The organism is Streptomyces sp. NPDC036764 (assembly GCF_055609385.1).
On sequence record NZ_JBVJPT010000006.1, the window covers coordinates 23843 to 36390 of the forward strand.

At 70.1% G+C, this 12548-nt stretch carries 11 protein-coding genes; 7 read left to right on the plus strand and 4 right to left on the minus strand.

All coding sequences use genetic code 11. The features are described from left to right. The first annotated feature begins 232 nt into the window (after positions 1-232). From ACZ69Q_RS22900 to tyrS, 3 genes are read left to right on the plus strand one after another with little or no spacing between them, the layout of a single operon-like run. On the plus strand, positions 233-1756 hold the full coding sequence (locus tag ACZ69Q_RS22900) for a TldD/PmbA family protein (protein ID WP_471044761.1): 1524 nt from the start codon (positions 233-235) through the stop codon (positions 1754-1756). Further along, complete coding sequence (locus ACZ69Q_RS22905; protein ID WP_471044763.1) at positions 1753-3147, plus strand: metallopeptidase TldD-related protein; 1395 nt, start codon at positions 1753-1755, stop codon at positions 3145-3147. The genes ACZ69Q_RS22900 and ACZ69Q_RS22905 overlap by 4 nt, the downstream gene beginning before the upstream one ends. A gap of 55 nt (positions 3148-3202) precedes the next feature. Next, entirely contained in the window at positions 3203-4471 is a 1269-nt protein-coding gene (gene tyrS / locus ACZ69Q_RS22910; protein ID WP_471044766.1) for a tyrosine--tRNA ligase, read from the plus strand. 157 nt (positions 4472-4628) lie between these two features. Here the strand turns inward: tyrS and ACZ69Q_RS22915 are convergent, their stop codons facing one another. Beyond that, a complete protein-coding gene (locus ACZ69Q_RS22915; protein ID WP_471044768.1) occupies positions 4629-4910 on the minus strand; it encodes a GlsB/YeaQ/YmgE family stress response membrane protein in 282 nt (93 codons plus the stop codon). Positions 4911-5154: 244 nt separating this feature from the next. Here ACZ69Q_RS22915 and ACZ69Q_RS22920 point away from each other — a divergent pair, with 244 nt between their 5' ends. Next, a complete protein-coding gene (locus tag ACZ69Q_RS22920) occupies positions 5155-5553 on the plus strand; it encodes a DUF3099 domain-containing protein (protein ID WP_471044770.1) in 399 nt (132 codons plus the stop codon). 213 nt (positions 5554-5766) lie between these two features. Next, entirely contained in the window at positions 5767-5979 is a 213-nt protein-coding gene (locus tag ACZ69Q_RS22925) for a hypothetical protein (RefSeq protein ID WP_471044771.1), read from the plus strand. A 67-nt stretch (positions 5980-6046) separates the two neighbouring features. On the opposite strand, the gene moaA is transcribed toward ACZ69Q_RS22925, so the two are convergent. From moaA to ACZ69Q_RS22940, 3 genes are all read right to left on the minus strand, one after another. Next, on the minus strand, positions 6047-7036 hold the full coding sequence (gene moaA, locus ACZ69Q_RS22930; protein WP_471044774.1) for a GTP 3',8-cyclase MoaA: 990 nt from the start codon (positions 7034-7036) through the stop codon (positions 6047-6049). Between the two features lie 149 nt (positions 7037-7185). Then, positions 7186-8805 carry a solute symporter family protein gene (locus ACZ69Q_RS22935; RefSeq protein ID WP_471044776.1) on the minus strand — a complete coding sequence of 540 codons (1620 nt, stop codon included), beginning with the start codon at positions 8803-8805 and terminating at the stop codon, positions 7186-7188. Beyond that, positions 8802-9158 carry a DUF485 domain-containing protein gene (locus ACZ69Q_RS22940; protein ID WP_471044778.1) on the minus strand — a complete coding sequence of 119 codons (357 nt, stop codon included), beginning with the start codon at positions 9156-9158 and terminating at the stop codon, positions 8802-8804. Before ACZ69Q_RS22940 ends, ACZ69Q_RS22935 begins: the two co-directional genes overlap by 4 nt. A gap of 367 nt (positions 9159-9525) precedes the next feature. On the opposite strand from ACZ69Q_RS22940, the gene ACZ69Q_RS22945 reads away from it, so the two are divergent. Beyond that, positions 9526-11055: a S8 family serine peptidase gene (locus ACZ69Q_RS22945; RefSeq protein ID WP_471044780.1), complete on the plus strand. Its 1530-nt coding sequence runs from the start codon at positions 9526-9528 to the stop codon at positions 11053-11055. Between the two features lie 23 nt (positions 11056-11078). Continuing rightward, positions 11079-12446, plus strand: coding sequence for a CoA transferase (locus ACZ69Q_RS22950; RefSeq protein ID WP_471044783.1), 1368 nt, complete (start codon positions 11079-11081; stop codon positions 12444-12446). Positions 12447-12548 lie beyond the last annotated feature (102 nt).

The following is a 12548-nucleotide window of genomic DNA, read 5'->3' on the forward strand; positions in this document are numbered from 1 at the left end:
CCTTTCGATAGGGGTCTGACACACCCGCCCGGACAGCTCGGTGACAGGCGGCTTCTCCGAAAACCTATCGGTCGCGCCCCGGCCGCGGACATTCGGGCACCGACAGTGGCGTACGGGAGTCCCTGTCGGGTCCCTACAGAAAGGTGCCGACTCCAGCCGGAAACGTGTGGTCCACCGGCCCGCCCGCGCGACATGATCGGTGCCGACAGGCCACGACAGCAGGGAGACCTCCGTGCCTCATACGATCGATGAAGCCTTCACGGCGCTTCCGCTACGCGCCCTGGCCGACGCGGCGCTGGCACGCGCGCGTGCGCTCGGGGCAGAGCATGCGGACTTCCGGTTCGAGCGGGTGCGCAGCGCGTCCTGGCGCCTGCGGGACGCCCGGCTCGCCGGGTCCTCGGACACCACCGACCTCGGCTACGCGGTGCGCGTGGTGCACGGCGGGACCTGGGGTTTCGCGTCCGGGGTGGATCTGACGCTGGACGCCGCCGCCAAGGTCGCGTCGCAGGCGGTGGCCATGGCGAAGCTTTCCGCCCAGGTGATCAAGGCGGCGGGGTCGGACGAGCGGGTGGAGCTCGTCGGGGAGCCCGTGCACGCCGAGAAGACATGGATCTCGTCGTACGAGATCGACCCGTTCGCCGTGCCCGACGAGGAGAAGTCGGGGCTGCTGGCGGACTGGAGCGCGCGGCTGCTGGCGGCGGACGGCGTCAATCACGTGGACGCCTCGCTGCTGACCGTCCACGAGAACAAGTTCTACGCCGACACCGCCGGGACCGTGACCACGCAGCAGCGCGTGCGGCTGCACCCGCAGCTCACCGCCGTGTCGGTCGACGAGTCGAGCGGCGAGTTCGACTCCATGCGCACAATCGCGCCGCCGGTCGGCCGGGGCTGGGAGTACCTCACGGGGACCGGCTGGGACTGGGAGAGCGAGCTGGAGCAGATCCCCGGGCTGCTCGCCGAGAAGATGCGCGCGCCGAGCGTGGAGGCGGGGCCGTACGACCTCGTCGTCGACCCCTCCAACCTGTGGCTGACCATCCACGAGTCCATCGGACACGCCACCGAGCTGGACCGCGCCCTCGGCTACGAGGCCGCCTACGCCGGCACCTCCTTCGCCACCTTCGACCAGCTCGGCAAGCTCCGGTACGGCTCGGACCTGATGAACGTCACCGGTGACCGCACCGCCGAGCACGGCCTCGCGACGATCGGCTACGACGACGAGGGCGTCGCGGGCCAGTCCTGGGACCTGGTGAAGAACGGCACCCTGGTCGGCTACCAGCTCGACCGGCGCATCGCGAAGCTGACCGGGTTCGAGCGCTCCAACGGCTGTGCGTTCGCCGACTCCCCCGGGCATGTGCCGGTGCAGCGCATGGCCAACGTCTCGCTCCAGCCGGATCCGGCCGGGATGTCGACCGAGGATCTGATCGGCAGCGTCGACCGCGGGATCTACGTCGTCGGCGACCGGTCCTGGTCGATCGACATGCAGCGCTACAACTTCCAGTTCACCGGGCAGCGCTTCTTCAGGATCGAGAACGGGCGGATCACCGGCCAGCTCCGGGACGTGGCCTACCAGGCGACGACCACCGACTTCTGGGGCTCCATGGCGGCGGTGGGCGGTCCGCAGACGTACGTCCTCGGCGGCGCCTTCAACTGCGGCAAGGCCCAGCCGGGCCAGGTCGCGGCGGTCTCGCACGGCTGCCCGTCGGCCCTCTTCAAGGGCGTCAACATCCTCAACACCACGCAGGAGGCCGGTCGATGAGCGCCCGTACCAACAAGCCGCACGAGATCGTCGAGCGGGCCCTGGAGCTGTCGCGGGCGGACGGGTGTGTCGTCATCGCCGACGAGCAGTCGACCGCCAATCTGCGCTGGGCCGGCAACGCGCTGACCACGAACGGCGTCACGCGCGGGCGGACGCTCACCGTCGTGGCGACCGTCGACGGCAAGGAGGGCACGGCTTCCGGTGTCGTGTCCCGGTCGGCCGTGACGGCGGAGGATCTGGAGCCGCTGGTGCGGGCCGCCGAGGCCGCCGCACATTCCGCCGGGCCCGCCGAGGACGCGCAGCCGCTGGTGACGGACGTACCGGCGTCCCAGGACTTCGGCGACGCCCCGGCCGAGACGTCGTCCACCGTGTTCGCCGACTTCGCCCCGGCACTCGGCGAGGCGTTCGCACGCGCGCGTGCGGGCGGAAGGGAGCTGTACGGCTTCGCCAACCACGAGATGGTGTCGACGTACGTGGGCACGTCCACCGGGCTGCGGCTGCGGCACGACCAGCCCAACGGGACGCTGGAGCTGAACGCCAAGTCGCCGGACCGCACCCGCTCGGCCTGGGCGGGGCGCGCCACCCGGGACTTCAAGGACGTGGACCCGACGGCGCTGGACGCCGAGCTGGCCGTACGCCTCGGCTGGGCCGAGCGGCGCCTTGAGCTGCCGGCCGGCCGGTACGAGACGCTGCTGCCGCCGACCGCCGTGGCCGACCTGCTGATCTACCAGCTCTGGTCGGCGTCGGGCCGGGACGCGGCCGAGGGCCGGACCGTGTTCTCCAAGCCGGGCGGCCGGACGCGCATCGACGAGAAGCTGAGCGAGCTGCCGCTGACGCTGCGCAGCGATCCGAACGAGCCGGGCCTTGAGTCCGCGCCCTTCGTGATCGCGCACTCCTCCGGGGGCGACCAGTCGGTGTTCGACAACGGGCTGCCGCTCGCGGCCACCGACTGGGTGCGCGAGGGCGAGCTGAAGCACCTCACGACCAGCCGGCACAGCGCGGGGCTGACCGGTCTGCCCCTGGCGCCGGCGATCGACAACCTGATCCTGGACGGCGGCGAGGACCGCTCGCTGGAGGAGATGGTCGCGAACACCGAGCGGGGGCTGCTGCTGACCTGCCTGTGGTACATCCGCGAGGTCGACCCGGCGACGCTGCTGCTCACCGGCCTGACCCGGGACGGGGTGTACCTCGTCGAGAACGGCGAGGTGACCGGCGAGGTCAACAACTTCAGGTTCAACGAATCGCCGGTGGATCTGCTGGGGCGGGCGAGCGAGGCCGGCCGCACGGAGAAGACGCTGCCCAGGGAGTGGGGCGACTACTTCACCAGGGCCGCGATGCCGGCGCTGCGCGTCCCCGATTTCAACATGAGCTCTGTCAGTCAGGGCGTATAACCTCGTAGTCGGCTGTCACCCGACTGCCCGAGATCATCAAGGAGACACGAGAACCGTGACGGACATCGTCGACGAGCTGAAGTGGCGTGGCGTGATCGCCCTGTCCACTGACGAGGACGCATTGCGCAAGGCGCTCGCGGACGGTCCCGTCACGTTCTATTGCGGTTTCGACCCGACCGCGGCCAGCCTGCACGTCGGCCACCTGGTCCAGGTCCTCACCATGCGCCGCCTCCAGCAGGCGGGTCTGCGCCCGCTGGCGCTGGTCGGCGGCGCGACGGGCCAGATCGGCGACCCGCGCCCGACGGCCGAGCGCACGCTGAACGACCCGGAGACGGTCGCGAACTGGGTGAACCGCCTGCGCGCGCAGATCGAGCCCTTCCTCTCCTTCGAGGGCGACAATGCGGCGACGATGGTCAACAACCTGGACTGGACGGCCGGCCTGTCGGCCATCGAGTTCCTGCGGGACATCGGCAAGCACTTCCGCGTCAACAAGATGCTCACCAAGGACTCCGTCGCCCGGCGGCTGCAGTCCGAAGAGGGCATCAGCTACACGGAGTTCAGCTACCAGCTCCTCCAGGGCATGGACTTCCTGGAGCTGTACCGGCGGCATGGCTGCACGCTCCAGCAGGGCGGCAGCGACCAGTGGGGCAACCTCACGGCGGGTCTGGACCTGATCCACCGACTGGAGCCGCATGCGGGCGTGCACGCGCTGGCGACTCCGCTGATGACCAAGGCGGACGGCACCAAGTTCGGCAAGACCGAGGGCGGCGCCATCTGGCTCGACCCGGAGATGACGACGCCGTACGCGTTCTACCAGTTCTGGCTGAACGCGGACGACCGGGACATCTCGAACTACATGCGCATCCTGTCCTTCAGGTCCCGTGCGGAGCTGGAGGAGCTGGAGAAGCAGACGGAGGAGCGTCCGCAGGCGCGGGCCGCGCAGCGTGCGCTGGCCGAGGAGCTGACGACGCTGGTGCACGGCGCCGACCAGACGGCCGCCGTGATCGCCGCGTCCCGCGCGCTCTTCGGGCAGGGCGAGCTGACGGAGCTGGACGATGCGACGCTGGCGGCGGCGCTGTCCGAGGTGCCGCATGTCCAGGTCGGCGAGCTCGGCCCGGTGGTCGACCTGTTCGCCGAGGTCGGGCTGGTGGCCAGCAAGTCGGCCGCTCGGCGCACCGTGAAGGAGGGCGGGGCCTACGTGAACAACGTGAAGGTCGCCGGTGAGGACGCGGTGCCCGCGAAGGAGGACCTGCTGCACGGGCGGTGGCTGGTGCTGCGACGCGGGAAGAAGAACCTGGCGGCGGTGGAGTTCACCGGCGCGTAGCGCTCCGCTGGGGGCGCCGGATCGGGGTGCGGTGGTCTGCGGGCTGCGGCTTTCGTCGTGGTTGATCGCGCCCCGCGGCGGAGCCGCAAATCGATACAGCCCCGCGCCCCTTTGGGGCGCTGCCCCTAAGGGCAGCGCCCCAACGTGCGTTGATCGGTTACGTCTGTTGGATCTTCTTCTTGCCGATCGTTGCCACGTAGAGCATGTCGCCCAGGTACACGATGATCACCGCGGCGACGATCTGGAAGATGTGCCGGCTCCAGTCGATGCCGCGGGTCGATTCGACGCCGAAGGCGCGGGCGATGGAGTTGCCGACGATGGCGCCGAGAATGCCGAAGATGGTGGTCAGCCAGAGGGGGCTGTGCTGCTTGCCGGGGATGATCAGCTTGGCGAGCAGGCCCAGCACGAATCCCACGATGATCGCCCACAACCAGCCCATGGCTGCCTCCTCGTACGGCTCGGGTGAGCAGTACGCCCAGTCTTGGTCCGGCCCTGGTACGCCGCATGCCGGGTACCGCCGTACGCGTTACGGCTCACCGCGTTCCCCCAGGTGGCAGGGGCCCCGGTCTCGTAGGCGGCGGAGGCGAGGCGTACCGTGGACAGTGTCCCGGCCCGGGCCCCCGACCGGGGACGGAGGGGTGCCGGCAGGGGGAGAGTCCGATGCGGGCGGATGGTGGAATGTGATGCGGAAGCTGCACGCGGGCGGCAACACCGAGGTGTTCCGGATCACCGGGGCCCGGACGGGCCTCCAGGAGGATGTGCGCGGCCGGCAGCGCCGGTACATCATCTCGATGTCGATCCGTACGATTTCGGTGATCCTCGCGGCCTCGCTGTGGAACGTCGAACGGCATGTGGCGATCGTGGCGTTGGTGTTCGGCGCGATCCTTCCGTACATAGCGGTGGTGATCGCCAACGCGGGGCGGGAGAATGCGCCGGGTCTGCCGTCGACGTTCGTGAGCGCGCCGATGCGGCCGATGATCACGCCGCCGCGGACGAACGACGGTTTCGCGGAATCGGCCCCGGAAGATGTTGCGGACGACGCGGAGACCGGCGCACAAAGCAAACCGCGCGACGGTGCTTGACGCTGCGGACCGATAGGTTCCGAAAGACGACTCCGCGCCAAGCTCAGGAAAAGCTCAGATCAATAGTGTTGTTCCGGTGCCGGGCGGCGGGTTACCCGTGACATACTTCGTAGGCGCTCCGCATCCCCCGTCGGAGCGACGGACCGACGCCGGGCAGCTCCCCCCGTGGCTGCTCGGCGTCGCCTTTTTGTGTGCGACTTGTGAGACGAATCTGTGAGTGACACGCCCATCTGTTCCGCCAAGGGATGTCGTGCCGATGCCGTGTGGGTGCTGGCGTGGAACAATCCCAAGATTCATACACCGGAGCGGCGCAAGACATGGCTCGCGTGCGAGGAGCATCGTGAGCATCTTTCGCAGTTTCTCGGCGTACGGGGGTTTTTGAAGGACGTTGTCCTGTTGAAGGAATGGGAAGCGCGGGACGTTTGATGTCTTCGGCCGCGGGCCCGGTAGGAGCTGATCGCGCAGTTCCCCGCGTCCCTTGGGAGCGTTTCCCTTAACCGCCGATTGCGGACATCGGCCGGTCCGGCTGGACGAAGGACGGATCGTCGAGGCCCGCGCCCGCCTTCTTGCCCCACATCGCCAGGCGCCAGATGCGGGCGATCTCCTCGTCGGGTGCGCCGGAGCGCAGGGCGGCTCGCAGGTCCGTCTCCTCGGTGGCGAACAGGCAGGTGCGGACCTGGCCGTCGGCCGTCAGGCGGGTGCGGTCGCAGGCCGAGCAGAACGGGCGGGTGACCGAGGCGATCACGCCCACGACATGTGGGCCGCCGTCCACCAGCCAGCGCTCCGCCGGGGCCGAGCCGCGCTTGTCAGCGCCCTCGGCGGTCAGCTCGAAGCGGGTGCGCAGGGAGGTCAGGATGTCCCCGGCGGTGATCATGCCGTCGCGCTTCCAGCCGTGCTGGGCGTCCAGGGGCATCTGCTCGATGAACCGCAGCTCGTAGTGGTTCTCCACTGCCCAGGCCAGCAGGTCGGGGGCCTCGTCATCATTCAGGCCCGGCATCAGTACCGAGTTGACCTTGACCGGGGTCAGGCCCGCGTCGCGGGCGGCGTCGAGGCCCTCGATGACGTCCTTGTGGCGGTCGCGACGGGTGAGGGTCTTGAAGGCATCGGGGCGCAGGGTGTCCAGCGAGACGTTGACCCGGTCCAGGCCGGCGGCCTTCAGTGCGGCCGCCGTGCGCTTGAGACCGATGCCGTTGGTCGTCAGGGACATCTGGGGGCGCGGGGCCAGCGCGGCGACGCGCTCGACTATGCCGACCAGGCCCGGGCGCAGCAGGGGCTCGCCGCCGGTGAAGCGGACCTCCTCGATTCCGAGGGAGGTGACGGCGATGTCGATCAGGCGGACGATCTCGTCGTCGGTGAGCAGGTCCGGCTTGGCCAGCCACTGCAAGCCCTCCTCGGGCATGCAGTACGTGCACCGCAGATTGCAGCGGTCGGTCAGCGAGACTCTCAGGTCGGTGGCCACCCGGCCGTAGGTGTCGATGAGCACGTGGGCCCCCTCCCTCGACGCGACCAGTTTCAACTTCCGTCACCTGTGAGCCTACGTGACCGCACTGACAGCGAGACAGGCCCGATCCCACGACGTACGACGCGGCCGCGTCGTAGGGATCTACGACGCGGCCGCTTGAGGGGGCCTGCTCAGTGGGCGCCGGTGCCGGTCAGGGACCGGACCTCCAGCTCCGCGTACTTGCCGGCGTCGGGCTCCTCCTTGGACAGGACCGTGCCGAGCCAGCCCATGAGGAAGCCGAACGGGATGGAGATGATGCCCGGGTTCTTCAGCGGGAACCAGGCGAAGTCGACGTCAGGGAACATCGCCTTCGGGTCGCCGGAGACGACCGGCGAGAACAGCACCAGGCCGACGGCGACGATCAGACCGCCGTAGATCGACCACAGCGCGCCCTGGGTGGTGAACCGCTTCCAGAAGAGGCTGTAGAGGATCGTCGGCAGGTTGGCGGAGGCGGCGACCGCGAAGGCCAGGGCGACCAGGCCGGCGACGTTCAGGTCGCGGGCGAGGGCGCCGAGCAGGATGGACACGGCGCCGATGCCGATGGTGGCGAGGCGGGCCGCCCTGACCTCCTCCTTCTCGGTGGCCTGGCCCTTCCTGATCACGTTCGCGTAGATGTCGTGGGCGAACGAGGAGGACGAGGCCAGCGTCAGACCGGCGACGACCGCGAGGATCGTCGCGAAGGCGACGGCCGAGATGGTGGCGAGCAGGATCGCACCCCAGGCCGAATCGACGCCGCCGAGGTGCAGGGCGAGCAGTGGCGCCGCGGTGTTGCCGGACGGGTTGGAGGCGATGATCTCGTCCTGGGAGATCAGCGCCGCGGCGCCGAAGCCGAGGGCGATGGTCATCAGGTAGAAGCCGCCGATGATGCCGATCGCCCAGTTCACGGACTTACGGGCGGCCTTGGCGTTGGGCACCGTGTAGAAGCGGATCAGGATGTGCGGCAGGCCGGCGGTGCCGAGGACCAGGGCGATGCCGAGCGAGATGAAGTCCAGCTTGGAGGTGCCGGTGGCGCCGTACTGGAGGCCGGGCTCCAGGAAGGCGGCGCCCTTGCCGCTGTTCTCGGCGGCCTTGCCCAGCAGATCAGAGATGTTGAAGTTGAACTTCAGCAGCACCAGGAACGTAATGAGGATCGTGCCGCTGATCAGCAGGACGGCCTTGACCATCTGGACCCAGGTGGTGCCCTTCATGCCGCCGATGGAGACGTACACGATCATCAGGACGCCGACGAGGGCGACGATGAGGATCTTGCCCGCGTCGGTGGTGATGCCGAGCAGCAGCGAGACCAGGACACCGGCACCGGCCATCTGGGCCAGGAGGTAGAAGATCGACACGACGATCGTGGAGGTGCCGGCCGCCGTGCGCACCGGGCGCTGGCGCATGCGGTACGCGAGCACGTCACCCATCGTGTAGCGGCCGGAGTTCCTGAGCGGCTCGGCCACCAAAAGCAGCGCGACCAGCCAGGCGACCAGGAAGCCGATGGAGTACAGGAAGCCGTCGTAGCCGAAGAGGGCGATGGCGCCCGCGATGCCGAGGAACGACGCGGCGGACATGTAGTCGCCGGAGACGGCGAGGCCGTTCTGGAAGGCGCTGAACGACCGGCCGCCCGCGTAGAAGTCGGCGGCGTCCTTGGTCTGGCGGCCGGCCCAGACGGTGATGAACAGGGTCGCAACCACGAAGCAGGCGAACAGGGTGATGATCAGCGGCCGGTGCTCGCTGGCCTCGTTCGCGGCAAGGGTCATCGCGGGGCTCATGCGCCGCCCTCCATACGGGTCTTGATGGCCTCGGCCTTGGGGTCGAGCTTGGTACCGGCGTGGCGCGAGTACCACCAGGCGATGAGGAACGTGGTGAGGAACTGGGCGATACCGAAGACGAACGCGACGTTGATGTTGCCGAACAGCTTGGTGCCCATGAAGTCGCCCGCGTAGTTGGACAGCAGGACGTACAGCAGGTACCAGGTGATGAAGGCGACGGTCAGCGGAAAGGCGAAGGAGCGGTAGGAGCGGCGCAGTTCACCGAACTCCGCACTCTGCTGCACCTCGGTGAACTCCTCGGTGGAGGGGAGTTTGTGTTGCTCTTTCGAGGGGGGCGGTGCGTCGGTAGCCACGGAGTCTCCTCGCGTTGCGGGCGCTGTTGCGACGGTGGACGGGGACGGTTGGGGGGTCGGGGACGGTTCGGGTGCGGACATGGCGGCTCTGTTCTTCGCAGTGACATGGATCACTTGAGCCGGCTGGCGATGTTAGGGCCCCGGCGCGTGATCCAACAGGGGGCTCGATCGTGCTCGCGCCTCCTGTCCAAGGTCACGGCGCCACGCGAGGACCGGTTCAACTCCCGGGGCTTCTTTCCGAAGTCGCCTCGGCCGGATTGCTGGCCAGGAGGTTCAGGGATAGCTTCGCCCCAGCACCACTCGTCATGTACCTGCCCGAGCCATACGCGGCTCGGGCGGTTCCGGTTCCGGATGATGTGGAGATCCCATGGCTCATCTGCGGTCCAGACGGCGACTCGCCCTCGCCGTCCCGCTCGTTCTGTCGCTGACCGCCTCCCTCGGCTTCCTGCCGACGGCGGCCTCGGCGGCACCGTCCACGGAGCCCGTCGCACAGGCCGCGGACGGGCCCAACCTGGCCTATGTCGTCAATACCAGGCCGGACCGCCGCACGATCGAGTCGGTACGGAAGGCGATCGAGGCGGCCGGGGGGACCGTCGTGATCGCGTACGACCGGATAGGCGTGATCGTCGTCCATTCGGCGCACTCCGACTTCGCCGCCGTGATGCGCAAGGTGCGCGGCGTGCAGTCGGCGGGCGTGACGCGCACGACGCCGCTGACCGCCGCCGGGACGACGGACGAGGGTCCAGTCCAGGTCCTGACGGAGCAGCAGGCCGCGAGGACAGCGCGGGCGTCGAACGCGGCGGGCGACGCCGAGCCGCTCGAGGCCGACCAGTGGAACCTGCGCGCCATCGGCGCCGACAAGGCCGCCAGGATCAACCCGGGCAGCCCGAAGGTGACCGTCGCCGTGATCGACAACGGCGTCGACGACACCCACCCGGACCTCGCGCCGAACTTCTCCGCCGGCCAGTCCGCGAACTGTGTCGGCGGCAAGGCGGACACCGGCGCGGGCGCCTGGCGGCCGTACACCACCGCCGACTCCCACGGCACGCACGTGGCCGGTGAGATCGCCGCGCCCCGCAACGGCATCGGCATCGCGGGCGTCGCCCCCGGGGTGAAGGTCTCCGCCATCAAGGTGAGCGACCCGGTCAACGGCCTCTACTACCCCGAAAGCGTCGTGTGCGCCTTCGTGTTCGCGGCCGACCACGGGGTGGAGATCACGAACAACAGCTACTACGTCGACCCGTGGCTCTACAACTGCGTGGACGACCCGGACCAGCGCGCCATCGTGGACGCCGTCAACCGGGCCCAGCTCTACGCCCAGCACAAGGGCACCCTCAACCTCGCGTCGGCCGGCAACTCCAACCACGACCTCGACTCCGACGCGCTCGTCGACGACAGCAGCCCCGACGACTCGACGCCGGTCGAGCGCACCGTCGACCCGCACAAGTGCTTCGACGTGCCGACCCAGCTTCCGGGCATCGTCACGGTCAGCGCGACGGGCGTGAAGAACCTCAAGTCGTACTACTCCTCGTACGGTTACGGCGTGGTCGACATCGCCGCTCCCGGCGGCGACCGGCTGTACCAGATCCCCGACACGCCGTCGAAGAACGGCCGCATCCTGGCCACCCTCCCGAACAACCAGTACGGCTACCTCCAGGGGACGTCGATGGCCTCCCCGCACGCCGCGGGCGTCGCCGCGCTGCTGAAGTCCCGTTACCCGAGCGCGACTCCGGCCCAGTTGCAGGCGCTGCTGAAGGCGCAGGCGGACAACCCGGGCTGCCCGGAGTCGTACGACCAGAACGGCGACGGCACACCGGACGCGGTGTGCGTGGGCGGCAAGCGGGTCAACGGCTTCTACGGGTTCGGGATCGTGAACGCCCTGGACGCCGTCGACTGAGACCCGTACTGCATAGTGCGGTCATGACTGCACTCGGTACTGCCTGGACCGCGGTGGGCGGCGATGCCGCCCTGCTGCCGCGGGTGTCGACCGTGGTGCGGGAGGGTGCGCTCGACGCGCGCCTTCCCGTACGGGAGCTGGCGCGCGCCTGTGTGGGCGCGTGCGCGCTGGCCGCCGCCGAGCTGGGGGCGCGGCGGGCCGGGCGCGCCGAGGTGCCGCGGGTGCGACTGGACGACGGGGCGGTCGCCACGGCGTTCGTCAGTGAGCGGCATCTGCTGGTCGACGGGCGCGCGCCGGTCTGGTTCGCGCCGCTGTCCCGGTTCTGGCCGACGGCGGACGGCTGGGTGCGCACGCACGCGAACTATCCGCATCACCGGGCCGGGTTGCTGGCCGGGCTGGGGGTGACGCGGGAGGATCCGGACGTCGTCGGGGCGGTGCTCGCCGAGCGGTCCTCGCACGAGGTGGAGCAGGCCGTGTACGCGGCCGGCGGGCTGGCCGTCGCGCTGCGTACGCCCGAGGAGTGGGCGGCGCACGAACAGGCGGCCGAGGTGGCCCGGCGGCCGCTCGTCGAGCACGAGCGGCTGGACACGGCACACGCGCGTGCGCTGCCATCCCTCGACGGCACTCCCCTGCTGCCCGCTGCCGGAGTGCGCGTCCTGGACCTGACGCGGGTCATCGCGGGACCGGTCGCCACCCGCACGCTCGCGCTGCTCGGCGCGGACGTGCTGCGCCTGGACGCGCCGCAGCGGCCCGAACTGGTCGACCAGCACACCGACACGGGCTTCGGGAAGCGCTCGGCGACGCTGGACCTGGCGGCCGACCGCCGCACCTTCGAGGAACTGCTCGCGGCGGCGGACGTCGTCGTCACCGGCTACCGGCCGGGCGCCCTGGACCGGTTCGGGCTGTCGGCGCGGGCGCTGGCGGAGCGACGGCCGGGCCTGGTCGTGGCGCAGTTGTCGGCGTGGGGCGCGTACGGGCCGTGGAGCGGGCGGCGGGGCTTCGACAGCCTGGTGCAGGTCGCCACCGGGATCGCCGCGAGGGAGGGGTCGGCCGGGCAACCCGGCGCCCTGCCGGCCCAAGCCCTCGACCACGGCACGGGGTACCTGCTGGCAGCGGCCGTCCTGCGGGCGCTGACCGAGCGGGCCGAACAGGGCGGCGGGCGTTGCGTACGGCTGGCGCTTGCGCGTACGGCTCGTTGGCTGACCGACGGGATCCGGCCGGGCCCGCAGGGGGACGTGGCCTACGAGGCGCCGGACGCCTGGCTCGGCGAGCGGGACAGCGCGCTCGGGCGGCTGCGGTACGCCCTGTCCCCGGTGTCGTTCGAAGGCGGCCCCGGCGACTGGGCGCGACCGCCCGGGGTGTGGGGCGCGGATCCGGCGCGGTGGGACTGAGCGCCGACAACGCCGGAGCCGTACCCAGGGGCGGAATGCCGTACCCAGGGGCGGAATGCCGTACCCAGGGGCGGAATGACTTAGCCGGAGACGGAATGCCGT

Coding starts and splice junctions, on each gene's coding strand:
- ACZ69Q_RS22915 (WP_471044768.1), bottom strand. CDS start 4,910: ATGGGCTGGTTGTGGGCGATCATCGTGGGATTCGTGCTGGGCCTGCTC.
- ACZ69Q_RS22945 (WP_471044780.1), top strand. CDS start 9,526: ATGGCTCATCTGCGGTCCAGACGGCGACTCGCCCTCGCCGTCCCGCTC.
- ACZ69Q_RS22935 (WP_471044776.1), bottom strand. CDS start 8,805: ATGAGCCCCGCGATGACCCTTGCCGCGAACGAGGCCAGCGAGCACCGG.
- ACZ69Q_RS22905 (WP_471044763.1), top strand. CDS start 1,753: ATGAGCGCCCGTACCAACAAGCCGCACGAGATCGTCGAGCGGGCCCTG.
- ACZ69Q_RS22920 (WP_471044770.1), top strand. CDS start 5,155: ATGCGGAAGCTGCACGCGGGCGGCAACACCGAGGTGTTCCGGATCACC.
- ACZ69Q_RS22950 (WP_471044783.1), top strand. CDS start 11,079: ATGACTGCACTCGGTACTGCCTGGACCGCGGTGGGCGGCGATGCCGCC.